11 protein-coding genes and 1 tRNA gene are annotated in these 14,885 nt (G+C 68.1%); 6 read left to right on the top strand and 6 right to left on the bottom strand.

Going from position 1 to position 14,885, the window contains the following annotated elements; genetic code table 11:
- Window positions 1–678: 678 nt before the first annotated feature.
- Window positions 679–755 (bottom strand) — tRNA-Met (locus CA982_RS20670).
- Window positions 756–974: 219 nt separating this feature from the next.
- On the opposite strand from CA982_RS20670, the gene CA982_RS20665 reads away from it, so the two are divergent.
- A complete protein-coding gene (locus CA982_RS20665) occupies window positions 975–1,259 on the top strand; it encodes a hypothetical protein (RefSeq protein WP_086537110.1) in 285 nt (94 codons plus the stop codon).
- A gap of 45 nt (window positions 1,260–1,304) precedes the next feature.
- On the opposite strand, the gene CA982_RS20660 is transcribed toward CA982_RS20665, so the two are convergent.
- On the bottom strand, window positions 1,305–4,259 hold the full coding sequence (locus tag CA982_RS20660; protein WP_244176406.1) for a UPF0182 family protein: 2,955 nt from the start codon (window positions 4,257–4,259) through the stop codon (window positions 1,305–1,307).
- A 220-nt stretch (window positions 4,260–4,479) separates the two neighbouring features.
- Between CA982_RS20660 and CA982_RS20655 the strand changes: the two genes are divergently transcribed.
- Window positions 4,480–5,025, top strand: a complete 546-nt coding sequence (locus CA982_RS20655; RefSeq protein WP_086537108.1) for a PPA1309 family protein — start codon at window positions 4,480–4,482, stop codon at window positions 5,023–5,025.
- A gap of 18 nt (window positions 5,026–5,043) precedes the next feature.
- Here CA982_RS20655 and CA982_RS20650 read toward each other — a convergent pair whose 3' ends face one another.
- Window positions 5,044–6,108, bottom strand: coding sequence for a YlbL family protein (locus CA982_RS20650; RefSeq protein ID WP_208618041.1), 1,065 nt, complete (start codon window positions 6,106–6,108; stop codon window positions 5,044–5,046).
- A 147-nt stretch (window positions 6,109–6,255) separates the two neighbouring features.
- Between CA982_RS20650 and CA982_RS20645 the strand changes: the two genes are divergently transcribed.
- The 3 genes from CA982_RS20645 to CA982_RS20635 all read left to right on the top strand — a co-directional run bounded on the left by CA982_RS20645 (window position 6,256) and on the right by CA982_RS20635 (window position 10,117).
- Window positions 6,256–7,746, top strand: coding sequence for a zinc-dependent metalloprotease (locus tag CA982_RS20645; RefSeq protein ID WP_086537118.1), 1,491 nt, complete (start codon window positions 6,256–6,258; stop codon window positions 7,744–7,746).
- An 88-nt stretch (window positions 7,747–7,834) separates the two neighbouring features.
- A complete protein-coding gene (locus CA982_RS20640; RefSeq protein WP_244176404.1) occupies window positions 7,835–8,785 on the top strand; it encodes a hypothetical protein in 951 nt (316 codons plus the stop codon).
- A 15-nt stretch (window positions 8,786–8,800) separates the two neighbouring features.
- A complete protein-coding gene (locus CA982_RS20635) occupies window positions 8,801–10,117 on the top strand; it encodes an ABC1 kinase family protein (protein WP_086537106.1) in 1,317 nt (438 codons plus the stop codon).
- A gap of 63 nt (window positions 10,118–10,180) precedes the next feature.
- Here the strand turns inward: CA982_RS20635 and CA982_RS20630 are convergent, their stop codons facing one another.
- Together CA982_RS20630 and CA982_RS20620 are read right to left on the bottom strand one after the other, a co-directional pair.
- The gene (locus CA982_RS20630) at window positions 10,181–10,471 is read right to left on the bottom strand and encodes a WhiB family transcriptional regulator (protein WP_086537105.1); all 291 of its coding nucleotides are present in this window, start codon (window positions 10,469–10,471) and stop codon (window positions 10,181–10,183) included.
- 610 nt (window positions 10,472–11,081) lie between these two features.
- Complete coding sequence (locus CA982_RS20620) at window positions 11,082–13,235, bottom strand: ATP-dependent helicase (RefSeq protein WP_086537117.1); 2,154 nt, start codon at window positions 13,233–13,235, stop codon at window positions 11,082–11,084.
- Between the two features lie 84 nt (window positions 13,236–13,319).
- On the opposite strand from CA982_RS20620, the gene CA982_RS20615 reads away from it, so the two are divergent.
- The gene (locus tag CA982_RS20615; RefSeq protein ID WP_086537103.1) at window positions 13,320–13,604 is read left to right on the top strand and encodes a mycoredoxin; all 285 of its coding nucleotides are present in this window, start codon (window positions 13,320–13,322) and stop codon (window positions 13,602–13,604) included.
- A gap of 320 nt (window positions 13,605–13,924) precedes the next feature.
- Here CA982_RS20615 and nudC read toward each other — a convergent pair whose 3' ends face one another.
- On the bottom strand, window positions 13,925–14,854 hold the full coding sequence (nudC, locus tag CA982_RS20610; protein WP_086537102.1) for an NAD(+) diphosphatase: 930 nt from the start codon (window positions 14,852–14,854) through the stop codon (window positions 13,925–13,927).
- Window positions 14,855–14,885 lie beyond the last annotated feature (31 nt).

The raw sequence follows: 14,885 nt of genomic DNA, 5'->3' as shown, positions 1-14,885 counted from the left end.
TCAAAGAACACACACCCACCAAATACTCACCCCTACCAGGGCTTTCACCAGCAGACTTGTTCCAACCATCCAAGCTACACCCGTCTCCGGGGCAACTCTTCCAGCCTACCAGACCCAAACCCCAGCCCGCAACCCCGAAGAATTCCGAACCAGGAAGACCCAGCAACCCCCACCACTCTACCCGAGCCACAACGACTCGAACCAGACATACATTGGGGCGGCCAACAAAAAACCCGGTCTCCACTCCCCACCATCAGACCCTCTCAGGCCTTCCGGGGCGGCGCCGTGGCTCGCTGACTCGACATAAGTTACGCACCACGCCACCCGGCGTCAAATCGCCTGGTCAGCGGGGGTCGAGCGCCCTCATCGGCGGCTGGCGGTGCCGGCTCGGCCCCGAGCCTCGCCGGCCAGACGGGCTCACAACGACTTGCCGAAGCACTGGGTGGGTGGAGCGCCGGCCGGCATCGCCCGTCCCCGCCCGCCTCCGACGCGGCCATCGGGCTGCATCGCGGCGACTCACCGTCGAGCGCCCCGGCATCGACGCGAACCCGGCCTCGGCCCACCACCCGGGATGTCCTCCCAGGAAGTTCGGGTCTGATCCCGGGCGCCACCGTCTGCCCTGTGTCGGCACATAGCAAGAACCCCCGCCCGGGCATCCCGGGCGGGGGTTCTTGGTGTTGGTAGCGGGGACAGGATTTGAACCTGCGACCTCTGGGTTATGAGCCCAGCGAGCTACCGAGCTGCTCCACCCCGCGTTGGTGAACACAACGTTACACACCGGTTCGTCAGCGATGCAAATCGATCCGCCAACCGGCTGCGAGCTGGGAAAACGGCAGTGATGGCGGTCACTGTGGGTCCCGTACGCGCAGGTCGAGGCGCGCCCGCTGGTCGTCGCCGGCGCAGCCGCTCATATGTGATGCCGGTCACATACGGCGTACACTCGGCACACGAGAAGCCACCGCCGAGGAGGAACCATGAACACTCACCGCTTCCACCACGAGAGCCACGGCAACCATCCGATGAGCTTCGTCGGTTTCGTCCTGGCGCTGGGCGGGTTCGCGATGGCCGCACTCTGGCTGGTCCACATGGCGGTCGGCAATGTCGGACCCGCGATCCTCTGCGGTCTGCTGATGGTGGCCGCATTCACCACCGCGGTCTCGATCTTCTTCTCGCTGGGACATCGCCATCACCACAGCCCTGTCCTTCCCGACAACACCCCCAACGAAACCGAGCGCTACCTGCGGAAGTACCGCGGATAGCGGCACTTCGCGCAGACAGCGCTCGGTGTGGGGACCGGCCCGGGACTAGTTCGGGGCCGCCAGTGACTCGTACCGGGCAACCGCCTGACTCAACTGGTCGAGCGCCTGACCGTACGCGGCGAAGTCGCCGCCCTGCTGAGCCTCACGCAGGGCCGTGATCGCATCGCCGATGGCCTTGGCAGCGGCATCTCGCTCGGGCGAATCACCCTGTTGCGGAGGTTGATTCGGCGTCGGCGTATCAGTGTCGGGTGTCCCGGACTGATCCGGCTCGGTCGGCTGCTGATCGTCGGGCACGACCCCCGCGGCCGGCGTGATGCCGACCTGGCGCAGCGCCTCGCCGGTCGTCGGCGCGTATCCGATCCGGGCCTCCCGCTCGGCGGGCTCGTACCGGGTGATCACCCGGAACAGCCGGGGAAACGCTTCCTCACCCTGAGCCTGCGCGTACATCGGGACGACGTACAGGATGCCGTTGTCCCCCACAGGCAGCGTCAAGAGGTTGCCGAAGGTCACCGTCGCGGTGTTCTCCAGCGACTTCAGCGATTCGGCGACACGTCCGTCGGTCCGCATCGGGTTGAACGCCTGCTTCGGACCCGACCGCTGGGCGTTGCCGGGCAACTGTTTGACCGTCATCTGCCCGTAGTTCTCCGGGTTCGACGACACGGTCACGTACGCGCCCAGGATCGGCCGGTTGAGGCGGGTGAGCACCGAGGTCAGCTGGAACGTCGGCCGTCCGCTCTCGGGATCCGAGGCCACGAAGTAGTACGGCGGCTGATCCAGCCCGCGCTGGTCGGCATCCGGATCGGTCGGGTCCGAGGGAACCGACCAGAAGTCACTCGCCTGGAAGAACGTCTGTGGCGAATCGACGTGGTAACGGGTCAACAGCGACCGCTGGATCTTGAAGATGTCCTCGGGATAGCGGACGTGATCCCGCAGCGACGTCTGGGCGTCGAAATCGGCGCGCGACTTCACCGTTCCGGGGAAGACGTCCATCCACGTCTTCAACACCGGGTCCTCGGTGTCGAACTGGTACAGCTCCACCTCACCGGTGTAGGCGTCGACGGTCGCCTTCACCGAGTTGCGCACGTAGGACACCGTCTTGTTGATCTGCGTGCGGCCGGTCTGCCCCGGATTGAGGTCCTGGGCGTCGGCGGTCGCGCTCTGCAGCGAGGTGGGCTGCGAGTACGGGTAGTTGTCGAGGGTGGTGTAACCGTCGACGATCCACTTGATCGAGCCGTCCTCCATGACCGCGGGGTACGTCTTCGAGTCCACCGTCAGCCACGGTGCGACCTGTTCGACACGGTCGCGGGGGTCGCGGTTGTAGATGATCTTCGACTCGGAGTTGATCTCGCCCGACAGCAGGAAGTTGCGCTCGGCGTACTTGCCCGCGTAGAGCACCCGGTTGAACCAGTTGCCCAGGGATACCCCGGCCGGCCCCTGATAGGTGTACTTGTCGTCACCGATGTCGTGCTCGCGCGCCTGCCCGTCGTCGGAACCGACGATCGCGTAGTCCGGATCGATCTTCGCGAGCAGCTCACCGAAGTAGATCCGGGGCTGGGTCACCTTGATCGGGGCGTCGCGCTTGTACTCCTCGGACTGGTAGTTCGAGGTGTCGCTGACGTAGTAGAACGGGTCGCCGCCGCCGTCGATGTCGTTGACGTCGCGCGACTCGTTCACCCGGTTGGCCGGCGCGGCGACGAATCCGTCACCGTGGGTGTAGACGAGGTGCTTGTTCAGCCAGTTCTGCTGGTTCTCGAGGTAGCGGCTGGGGTCGAGTTCGCGGACGGCGACCACGAAGTCCCGCAGTTCGCCGTCGATGCGGTAGCGGTCGACCGCCAGCTGCGTCGGGAATCCGTAGAAGTTCTGCCGCTGTTGCTGCTGGATGAAGGTCGGCGACACGACATTCGGGTCGAGGATGCGCACGTTCGACAGCGTCGGCACGTCGCTGTTGACGAGTGCCGGCGTCGCGGGCCGAGCTGTCCAGTCGTTCTGGGTGATGACCTTGTCCGGCCCGATCCCATACGCCTCGCGTGTCGACGTGATCGCCCGGTCTATGTACTCGGCTTCCTTCTGCGCCGCGTTCGGCTTGACCGAGAACTGCTCCATCGTGAGCGGCCAGCCGACCCCGATCAGCAACGCGGAGAACAGCATCAAGACAGTGGCAAGTGCCGGCACCCGCAGGTCGCGGAGCACGATCCCGGCGAAGAACGCGACCGCGCAGATGATCGCGATCGCCATCAGGATGAGCTTCGACGGCAGAACCGCGTTGATGTCGGTGTAACTCGCACCCGGGAAGATCTCGGCTTTTCGTTGACTCGACAGCAGTGAGTACCGGTCGAGCCAGTAGGCGGCCGCCTTCAACAACAAGAAGGTTCCGGCCAGGACAGCGAGCTGGATCCGCGCCGCGGTGGTGACCGAACCGCCGCCCTGCCCCAGCCGGATGCCGCCGAAGAGGTAGTGGGTGACCAGGTTCGACAGGAAGGCGACCACGACCACGACGAACAACAGGTTCAGCACGAACCGGTAGAACGGCAGGTCGAAGGCGTAGAACCCGATGTCGAGGTTGAACTGGGGATCGGTCCGGCCGAACGACTGTCCGTGCAGGAACATCTGGACCGTCGCCCACGAACCCTGCGCGACCAGGCCGGCGAGTGCGCCGATGATCACCGCCGGGACGATCGCGAACCAGCGGACCTTGCCCATGATGGCGGTGCGGTAGCGCGCGAGCGGGTCATTCGGTCCCGCGGTCGGGACGAACACCGGACGGCTGCGATATGCCAGGGACACCGCGCCGAAGATGATGGCGCCGACGACGACCGTGGTGATCAGGAACAGGATCACGCGCGTCCAGATCACCTTGGTGAAGACGCCTGAGTACCCGACGTCGGAGAACCAGAGCCAGTCGGTCGCGAGACCGATCAGGCGTGGTCCGACGAGCAGCAGCACCAGGACGGCCACGCCGAGTCCGATGATGATCTTGCTCCTGCGTGACAGTGTCGGCATTCCCGCCGGCCCTCGGACGCCCACCAGACCCACTCTCCAAAGCTCTCAATCCGGACACCACCCGCACACGACTGCCTGCTGGGCGTGGTGCCCACTGTACTGGCACCACCCGGGTGACCAACTCACTCGGGGCGCCCGCTCAACGATCGCGACACGTCAGCGGTTCCCTCGCGGTACCGCGGACTCGTGGTCGTGCCGCACTCCGAGGCAAGATGAGGCCGTGCCCGACCACTCGAATGCCCCGCGCGCCTACTCCACCGACGACCTCGGCAGTGCCCTGAGCGAGATCATGGAACACGTCGACACGCGTGGCTGGGGACAACCGCCGTCGGTGTTCGCGCTGGCACCGACCGCTCTGCTCACCGAACGTCTCCCCGACGTGATCGCCCCGGACGGCCCGGTTCTCACGCCCGTGGAAGAGGATGTCGACGACCTCGACGACTTCCTGGCGTCGGCCATCTGGCCGCAGGCGGTCGTCGGTGCCGCGGTGGCGATCGAGATCATCGTCGTCAAGCCCGAGGACGACGCCGACCGCACCCCCCGCTATGTCGTCACCGAGACCGGCGACCAGCATCCGGACGAGGAGGTCGCACGCCTCGTCGTCGGGGTACTGCGCAGCGGCGCCGACCTGGCCCTGATGCGCGTACGTCCGGCCGCCGACGAGGAACCCGAGCTGCTCACCCACCCGCAGCTGGCCCTCGAGCTGCGGGCAGCACTCCGCGACACCTTCGCACCCGACGTGCCCGAGGATTCCACGCGGGGCTGATGCCCGGCCGGGACCGCGTCAGCAGGTCGGCGCGGGACGACCCGCCCCGATCGCGCCCAGCGCGTCGACGGCGCCGTCGAGGGTGTCGACCTTGACCAACTCGAGCCCGTCCGGTCGGTCGGAGACCGCCTCGGCACAGTTCCGGGCAGGCACGAGGAAGACCGTCGCGCCTGCGTCGCGTGCGGCTCGCGTCTTGTGCGTGATGCCGCCGATCGGTCCGACCACGCCCTCGTCGGTGATCGTGCCGGTACCGGCGATGAACTTCCCGGAGGTCAGTTCGCCGGGACTCAGCTGGTCGATGACCGCGAGTGCCAGCATCATCCCGGCCGACGGCCCACCGATGTCCCCCACCGTGTAGGTGACCTCGAGCCGGGGATCGGCGTTGACCACCTCCGGGACGACGCCGAGATAACCGGCGTCGGGTTCCGCGGGATGCGCGCCGAGCGTGACCGACACCGTCTCCCGGGCACCGGCCCGGACGATCTCGATCGGGAGCACGGTCCCGGGCGGATTGTCACCGACGACCTTCCGCAGCTGTTCGCCCGTCTCCACCGGCACTCCCCCGGCCCGCACGACCTCGTCACCGGCGCGCAGCACCCCGACGGCGGGCCCGTCGGGTCCGACGCTCGCGATCCGCAGGGCCGTCGGCCGGTCCAGGTAGCGGAGCGCGGCGACCGTCGCGTTCTCCTCCGAACCCGTCATCTGCTGAGCGTTTTCCTGCTGCACCTGTTCGGTGGTGCGGTCGGGCGGATAGACCTGGTCACGCGGCGTGAGCGAATAGGTGCCCGACAACCACATGCCCAGCGCATCGAAGAGCGAGAGCCCGTCGCGGACGGAGACGGTGGTGAGGTTCAGGTGACCGGTCGTCGGATCGGTTGGGGCTCCGTCGATCTGCACGACCTTGCGTTCGACGACCGCACCGTCGTCGGCCACCTTCGTCGTGCCCAGGGTGTTCAGCGTCGGTCCGGGTCCGAGCGCGGCGTAGGGCACCTGCACCTGTGTGCCCAGCACCAGCAATGCCAGCAGGACCACGGTGGAGACCGCGGCCGCGGCGATTCTCCGGAAGCGAGGGCTCGAACTCATTCCGCACACGATAGTGCCCCTCGGCACCGGCGAGCCTGCTGCGCCGAGGACGACGAGCCGACCCCGCCGGGCGACCATGAGCCGACTACGCGCAGGGCGAACAGTCGTCGCCGTTTGCGCGGCTCACCGGCCGGTACGGTGGAACGCATGAGTGATCTGCCCTTCGGCTTCTCGTCGTCCGGTGACGGCGACGACGACCGCGACAAGAACAGCGGCGACCAGAACAAGCCGGGCGACAATCCCGGTGGCAACCCGTTCGGCGGGTCGAACCCGTTCGGATTCGGGGGCGCCCAGGGATTCGGGGGCGGACCGGGCGGCGACTTCGACCCGTCGAAGTTCGACCCCACCATGATCGGCCAGATGTTCTCGCAACTGGGCAACATGTTCAGCGGTATGGGCGCGGGTATGACCGGCGGCGGGGACGGCCCGGTGAACTACTCGGTGGCGACCAACCTGGCCCGGCAACAGATCGGCTCGTTCACCCCGATCCTGGAGAAGGAGAACGCGGCTTCCGCCGACGCCGTCCGCCTCGCCGACGTCTGGCTCGACGACGCGACGAACTTCCCCAGCGGGGTCACCCAGACGGTGGCGTGGACGCCGGTCCAATGGCTCGAGGAATCGATGGACACCTGGAAGGGTCTGTGCGATCCCGTTGCCGAACAGCTCGCCCGGACCTGGCAGGACAACCTTCCCGCCGAGGCCGCTCAGTTCGCCGGCCCGATGATCGGGATGCTGACCCAGATGAGTGGGATGGCGTTCGGCACGCAGCTCGGGCAGGGTCTCGGCCAGCTCGCCAAGGAGGTGCTGACCTCGACCGACGTCGGCCTGCCGCTGGCGCCCGAGGGCATCGCCGTCCTGCTTCCCGAAGCGATCGCGAAGTTCGCCGAGGGGCTCGAACAGCCGGCGCAGGAGATCATCGTGTTCCTCGCCGCGCGCGAGGCCGCCCACGTGCGCCTGTTCACCCATGTCGGCTGGTTGCGTCAGCGACTTCTGACCACCGTCGAGGAGTACGCCCGCGGGATCAGCATCGACTTCAGCGGCATCTCTGACGCCACAGCCGGGATCGATCCCGCCCAATTGCTCTCCGACCCTTCGAAACTCGAGGAGCTGATCAACTCGTCGACGTCGTTCGAGCCGACGACGACGCCCGAGCAGAAGGCAGCCCTCGGCCGCCTCGAGACCCTGCTCGCGCTCATCGAGGGCTGGGTCGAGCAGGTCGTGACGCGAGCGCTCGGCGACCGGATCCCGAGTACCGGGGCGCTCACCGAGACCATGCGCCGCCGCCGTGCCTCGGGCGGGCCGGCCGAGCAGACGTTCGCGACACTGGTCGGTCTGGAACTGCGCCCCCGCAAGGTCCGCGAGGCATCGGAGTTGTGGCGTCGCGCACTGGAGGCGACCGACGTCGCGACCAGGGACGGGGTGTGGGCTCACCCGGACCTGCTGCCGGATTCCGACGACCTCGACAATCCCGCGGGTTTCATCGACCGACTCCTGGGCGGGGACGAACTCGACGACCCGATGGCCCAGCTGGAGAAGACCATCGCCGAGGAACGTGCGCGTGGTCTCGGCGACGACCGCGAGAGCCGCGGCGAGCAGAACCCCGACGACGGCGACGACTCCGCACGAGGCGGATCGTAGAAGTCCACACACCCGGGGGATTCGGCCATGTTGTGGATAACCCGCTCACCGAGCGCCCAGGAGGGCGTCCGGCTGGCAGAGTTGCCGCATGTCGCCAGCCCGGACGAGTCCCCGCGCCCTCTCGGCTCCCACCCGCGCGGAGAGTCCGACCACGGTGCCCCGGCTCCGACCGGGTACGCCGATCCTCGTACAACCCGGGAACTCGGTCCGGGTCGGGATCGATCCGACCCGCAGCCTGCTCCTCGATCTCGACGACTCGGTGTCGGCGCATTCCGTTGCCGCACTGCTGCGTTCGCTGGAGGATGCGTGCACGGCAGACACGTTCTCGCGCCGCGCCCGCCGGGCGGGTCTGCACGACGACGATCTCGACCTGGTGCTGCGCAGTCTGGTGTCCGCGGGCCGGGTGGTCACCGACGTCGACCGCGGCAACCCGGAATTCCGCATCCTGATCCACGGCCAGGGACCGATCAGCGACCACCTGACGAGCTCGCTGTCCGGAACGGGCTCCTCGTCGGCCCGGCGGACCATGCGGCGGCTACCCGACGGCTCACTCGACGCCGTCGACACCGACCTGGTCGTCCTGACCGACTTCGTCGTCCCCGATCCGCGGGTCGTCTTCGCTCTGACCCGCGCCGGGATTCCCCACCTGCTGGTCCGGGTCCGCGACGGAGTCGGGATAGTCGGACCGCTGGTGCTGCCCGGATTGTCCAGTTGCCTGATGTGCGCCGATCGTCACCGATCCGACGCGGACCCGGGATGGCCCGCGCTCGCCGTGCAACTGATCCGCACCTCGGGACAGGCGAGTCCGGCCGTTCTGACGATGACCGCCGCCGTCGCGCACTCCCAGATCGACCGGCTGGTGACCGCCGTGCACGGCCGGCGGTCGGGTTCGGATGCGGCATCGGCCCCGCAGCTGCTGGATCAGGTGCTGGAGTTGCGGGATGACCCGACGCGACTGGACATCAAGCGGTGGTCGCCGCACCCGGACTGCGATTGTCGTCCCGCACGGGATTCACGAGCCAGGTCGTCTATTGTGTGACGCGGAAAGGATGCTATGACCGACATCACCAAAGGACAGGGTCGCCGCAACGCGAAACTGGCTTCTCTTCCGATCGGTATGGCCGGTCGAGCTGCTGCCGGTTTCGGCAAGCGCATGGTCGGCAGAGACAAGGACGAGGTCAACCAAGAACTCCTGGAGAAGTCCGCCGAACAGCTCTTCGCCGTCCTCGGCGAGCTGAAGGGTGGCGCCATGAAGGTCGGGCAGGCGCTCTCGATCATGGAAGCCGCCATCCCGGACGAGTTCGGTGAGCCTTTCCGCGAAGCCCTCACCAAATTGCAGGCGGATGCGCCCCCGATGCCGGCGGCGAAGGTCCACAAGGTGCTCGACCAGCAGCTCGGTACCCGCTGGCGCGAGCGTTTCCAGGAATTCTCCGACGTCCCGGCGGCGTCGGCGTCCATCGGACAGGTCCACAAGGGAATCTGGTCCGACGGACGTGAGGTCGCGGTGAAGGTGCAGTACCCCGGCGCGGACCACGCCCTGAAAGCCGACCTGAAGACCCTGTCCCGCATGTCCGGGCTCCTGCAGCGTCTGTCTCCCGGCACCGACGTCAAGGCGATGATGGACGAACTCATCGACCGGACCGAAGCCGAACTCGACTACCTCGGGGAAGCCGACAACCAGCGCGCTTTCGCCAAGGTCTACGACGGGCATCCCGACTTCCTCATCCCGAAGGTCGTCGCAAGTGCCCCCAAGGTCGTCGTCTCGGAATGGGTGGACGGCGTCCCGCTGTCGAAGATCATCACCACCGGCGATCAGAAGACCCGCGACGACGCGGCCGCGAAGATGGCCGAGTTCGAGGTCAGCTCGCCGTACCGGGTCGGACTCCTGCACGGCGATCCACATCCGGGCAACTTCTTCCTGGCGACCGACGGACGTTTCGGTGTCCTCGACTTCGGCGCGGTGGGTCACTACCCGGACGGGCTCCCGCCCGAGACCGGTCCGATCCTCCGGCTGGCGCGGGACAAGAAGTACGACGAACTCAAAGAGCTCATGGTCTCGGCCGAGTTCATCCGCCCGTCCCACGCGAACAAGGTGACGAGTGCCGATCTCGAGGCCTACCTTCGTCCATACGTCGATCCGCTCTACTCCGAGTCGTTCCACTTCACCCGGAAGTGGATGCAACGAGCCGCGGGCAAGGCCACCGATGTCCGCGGCGACGTGTACAAGACGTCGCGAAACCTGAACGTGCCCAAGCGCTTCGTGATGGTTTTCCGTGTACTCGGGGGCTGCGTGGGCATCGCCTCGCAACTCGAGGCGCACGCCCCCTACCGCGCCATCATGGAGGAGTGGGTGCCCGGCCTGGGCGACTGACACCACCGCGCAGACACGACACCGACGCCGCGAGCATTTCTGCTCGCGGCGTCGGTGTTGTTGTCACGCAACGTTCTTGCGCGGACGGCCGCGGGGACGCTTACGCGCGATGACAGCGCCACGCTCGAAGATCTCGCCGCCCCAGACCCCCCAGGGTTCGGACCGGTCGAGCGCGGCCTGCAGGCACTGGGCCCGAAGTGGGCACTCGGCGCACATGGCCTTCGCACGCTCGAGGTCACGGGGGTCTTCGGCGAACCACAGGTCTGCGTCGGCGACCTGGCAGGGCAGGTCGAGCCGGGCGGTCACTGCGCGGTCCGCCGACATACAGGACTCGAGTACGCATTCGACAGTCATTGGGATTCTCCACATCTGCTCGTTTGGGGTGTTGAACCCGAGTCCTCGATGTGGCTCTGTGTCCGAGACCCCGGCAACGGGGTGGAGATTCGGATGACAGAAAAAGAGGGCCACGGGTGTCGCCTCTGCGATTCGCCCGTGGCCCGGATTGTTCTCGGAGATCTAACTCCGGGAACTTCGGAACAGAACGGGGAACCGACGCGGCGCGGGTGCTGCTGCTGCTGCGGGCGGCGCGATTCGCGCTACGCGCGCTTCGGCTGCCAGGTGCAGAGCCGCCGGCGGGACGGCGACCGGGCGCGCGAAGCTGCTGCACGCTCGGGCGACCGGGATCCAGGAGCGGGTGCGACCGGTACGCGCGATGGCGGGTTGAGTGCGCTTGTCCGCATGCGATGTCGTCGCATGCGCATTCGCCGCATTCAGGTTTGCCGCAGACTGGCAGATGCCGGCCTGGCGCACGATGATTCCGTTCACTGATCCACTCCCTTCTGGTCTCGTGGCTTTCCGCGGTGTCGTCGGTCGTCGGTGACTGTGGGGCCGTGTGACGGACGCACTCGACCCATCCCCGTACTGACGGGAATCAGACTAGACGCTGGGCCGAAACCCGCACAACCTATTTTTGACCTGCAGTTTTGACGAGTTCGAGGATGTCGTCGCCGTATTCGTCGACCTTCTTGGCGCCGATTCCCGAGATCGCCACCAGCGCAGCGGTATCGGCGGGCCGCTGCTCGGCGATCGCGGTGAGCGTCTTGTCGGAGAAGACGACGAACGCCGGCACCTTCTTCTCTTGCGCCCGCTCGCGACGCCATTCCTTGAGCGAGACCAACAGCCCTTCGTCGAGATCCGAGGGACACCCCGCGCAGCGACCGAGCAGTGTGGCGGTCGAATCCATCAGCCGCGAACCACAGACCCGGCACGTCGGCCCGCGGCGGGGTGCGCGCTCCTTCGCGATCGGCGAGGCAGGCGAGTCGTCGGGAACCAGATCGGCGAGGAAACGGGACCGGCGACGGGCGCGGCCACCCTCGTTGCGCGCCAGCGCCCACGACAGGTGCAGGTGCTCGCGGGCGCGGGTGACGCCGACGTAGAAGAGGCGTCGCTCCTCCTCGACCTCTTCCCACGACCCCTTGATCGCCTGACTGATGGGCAGTGACCCGTCGGTGAGGCCGACGAGGAACACCGCATCCCACTCGAGCCCCTTGGCCGCGTGCAGCGATGACAGCGTGACGCCCTGCACGGTCGGTGGGTGGCGCGCCTCGGCGCGCGCCGCGAGCTCGGCCGACAGCTGCGGCAGCGTCAGGTCGGGGTTCTCGGCCACCATGTCCTCGGTCAGTTGGACCAGCGCTTTCAGCGACTCCCAACGGCTTCGTGCCTGGGTGCCCGACGGCTCCTCCTCGGTGAGCCCGAGTTCGCCGAGCACCGCTCGCACGACCTCGAGGATCTCCACATCGGGCCGGACCTCGCGACCGGCCACCGTGGCGAGCTGGCGCATGGCCTGCCGGACCTCGGTTCGTGCGAAGAACGCCTCGCCGCCGCGGACCTGGTACGGGATACCCGCCTCGGTCAGCGCCTGCTCGTAGTTCTCCGACTGCGCGTTCACGCGGTACAGGATGGCGATCTCCGCGGGCGCCACCCCGGCACGGATGAGGTGTTTGATCTCGATGGCCACCGCCGTCGCCGCGGCCGGCTCGTCGTCGTATTCGGCGAATTGCGGCGCCGGGCCGGCGGGTCGTTGTCCGACGAGCCGGAGCCGGGTACCCGCGATCCGCCCGCGGGCCGCACCGATGACCCGGTTCGCGAGGTCGACGACCTGCGGGGTGGACCGGTAGTCCCGCTCCAGCCGGACGACCGTCGCCTCCGGGAACCGACGGCTGAAATCCAGCAGGTGGTTGGGCGACGCGCCGGTGAAGGTGTAGATCGTCTGGTTGGCGTCGCCGACGACCGTCAGATCGTCGCGCTCCCCCAGCCAGGCGTCGAGGAGACCCTGCTGCACCGGGGTCACGTCCTGATACTCGTCGACGACGAAACACCGGTACCGCGAACGGAACTCATCCGCAGCGCCGGGCTCGGCGGTGAGGATCTGGGTCATGTAGATCAGCATGTCGTCGAAGTCGAGCAACCGGTCGCCGTCGGGCGAGACCTTGGCGTCCTCGTAATGCCCGTACACGGCCGCGACCTTCGCCGGCGGCGCGGGCGACTCGCGCCCGAGCCGACCGACGGCCTCCACATAGTTCTCCGGTGAGATCAGCGAGGCCTTCGCCCACTCGATCTCCGACGACAGGTCGCGCAGGGTGTCGGTGGCGGTGTCGAGACCCGAACGCCGGGCCGCCCGCGAGATGAGTGGGAACTTGTTGTCGAGGAGTTCCCACCGCGCGTCACCGAACGCGCGCGGCCAGAAGTACCGCAACTGTCGCATGGCAGCGGCGTGGAAGGTCTGGGCCGCGACGCTGCCGCCCGCCGATCCGCCGCCGACACCGAGACCGCGGAGCCTGGTCCGCATCTCGCCGGCGGCCCGGGCGGTGAACGTCACCGCGAGGACCTGGCCGGGATTGACCTGCCCGGTGTCGATGAGGTGGGCGATCCGGCGGGTGATGGTCCGGGTCTTGCCCGTACCCGCGCCGGCCAGTACGCACACCGGCCCGCGCGGCGCCAGGACGGCGGCGCTCTGTTCGGGATCGAGCCCCTCGACCGCGCCGCGACTCACCGGTGCCGAGGCGCGACGCGAGGACTCGGGGGTCGCGGCAGAAGTCGGGTGAGGCACGGCGTCCACTATGTCACCAACCACCGACGCCGCTCCGCGGAGGAGAGCGACGCCGGCGGGAACAGCGGGCCCCGACATGGTGTTATGGGACCCATGAGCAACGTGATCGACGACGAGGCCGGCGCCCGCACCTCCGACATCGGCGAACTGACCATGTACACGACGTCGTGGTGCGGATTCTGCGCCCGTCTCAAGCGCGGCCTGAAGAGCAGCGGCATCAGCTGGCAGGAGATCGACATCGAGCTGAACCCCGACGCCGCCGAATTCGTGGGCAGTGTCAACGGCGGCAATCACGTGGTGCCCACCGTGCTCTACGCCGACGGCACCACCGCGACCAATCCGTCGATCGCCGACGTCAAGGCCAAGCTGGGCGTCTGAGACGCACCGGGCCGTCTCGCGTGCCCTTCGGGGTTCGTCCACGCGAGAACCCCGCTCCGCGTCGCGAACCTCACCCCCGCTCCCTGAGGAGCGAGCTTGCGAGCGTCACGAAGGGTCGCAACCTCGGTCACCAGACCCTTCGTGACGCGCCCTCCGCAAGCTCCGGGCGCTCCTCAGGGAGCAGGGATTATCCGGTTCTTTCGGATTAGGGAGCAGGGGTCGGTCGCCCCCGCAGGCTCCGGGCGCTTCCTCGGCGAGCAGGGGTCGGTCGTTCCGCAAGCTCGGGGGGCTCCTCACGGAGCGGTGATCGGTCGGCCCGTCTAGCCGGCTGCCCAGGCCTCGATCATCGAACGCGCGATGGAGATGGACCCGGGCAGTCGCAGACGGTCGGCGTCGTCGGCACCCGGCGCCTCGGCGCGCGACCAGCCGTCGCCGCGGGCGAGGGCATCCCGGACCTCGTCGCGGTGGAACCACTGCGCGTCGCCGATCTCGCCGTCGAGAAAGGCCAGTTCGTCGGCCGGGTCACCGATCGCAGCGAAACCCAGCATGAGCGACCGCGGGAACGGCCAGGGCTGGCTGCCCAGGTAGCGCGGTTCGCGCACCACGATGCCGACTTCCTCGTGCACCTCGCGCAGCACGCACTGTTCGAGCGACTCCCCCGGCTCGACGAAACCGGCCAGCGTCGAATACCAACCGTCCGGCCACACCGCCTGCCGGCCGAGCAGGATGCGGTCGGCGCCGTCGTGGACGACGGTGATGATCGCCGGGTCGGTACGCGGGAACTCGTCGCGTCCGGAGTCGACGCTGCGCCGGACCCAGCCGCCGCGCGCGGGCTGGGTGAGAGAACCGTCGACCGGCGAATGCCGAGCGGTCTCGTGCCAGTTCAGGATTCCCAGCGCGGTGGCGAGCAGGCCCGCCTCGTCGGCCGACAGTCGCGTCGCACCGCGCCGGGCGTCGTCGGTCGGCCCGTCGATGTGGTGCACGCGACGCGTCCACAGATCGGCCCCACCGTCGGCCGCGTCGAAGCCGAGGATGACCGCGTCGGCGGGCGGAGCCTCCGCCACGGTGGTGGCGGCGACCCAGTGCAGCGCACCGGCATCGGTGACCGGGTAGCGACCGGCCGCGTCGATCAGCAACACCTTCGCCGTCGGCCAGCCGGCAGCCATCCGCTGCGCGTCGTCGCGGATCGCGTCCGCGCGGTCGAACACCGCGCGCGACAGCAGGGGCGGTTCAGGCAACTCGAAATGCACTGTCGCACAAGCCTTTCTCGGATGCGGCGGG

Source organism: Gordonia lacunae (genome assembly GCF_002149015.1).
GTDB lineage: Bacteria > Actinomycetota > Actinomycetes > Mycobacteriales > Mycobacteriaceae > Gordonia > Gordonia lacunae.
Note: the sequence above shows the minus strand (reverse complement) of the source record. Positions and strands in the feature narration are given on the sequence as shown.

Bases quoted from the DNA above. Each gene is read 5' to 3' on its own strand.
- CA982_RS20665 (WP_086537110.1), top strand. From the start codon at position 975: ATGAACACTCACCGCTTCCACCACGAGAGCCACGGCAACCATCCGATG.
- CA982_RS20660 (WP_244176406.1), bottom strand. From the start codon at position 4,259: ATGCCGACACTGTCACGCAGGAGCAAGATCATCATCGGACTCGGCGTG.
- CA982_RS20650 (WP_208618041.1), bottom strand. From the start codon at position 6,108: ATGAGTTCGAGCCCTCGCTTCCGGAGAATCGCCGCGGCCGCGGTCTCC.
- CA982_RS20645 (WP_086537118.1), top strand. From the start codon at position 6,256: ATGAGTGATCTGCCCTTCGGCTTCTCGTCGTCCGGTGACGGCGACGAC.
- CA982_RS20640 (WP_244176404.1), top strand. From the start codon at position 7,835: ATGTCGCCAGCCCGGACGAGTCCCCGCGCCCTCTCGGCTCCCACCCGC.
- CA982_RS20635 (WP_086537106.1), top strand. From the start codon at position 8,801: ATGACCGACATCACCAAAGGACAGGGTCGCCGCAACGCGAAACTGGCT.
- CA982_RS20630 (WP_086537105.1), bottom strand. From the start codon at position 10,471: ATGACTGTCGAATGCGTACTCGAGTCCTGTATGTCGGCGGACCGCGCA.
- CA982_RS20615 (WP_086537103.1), top strand. From the start codon at position 13,320: ATGAGCAACGTGATCGACGACGAGGCCGGCGCCCGCACCTCCGACATC.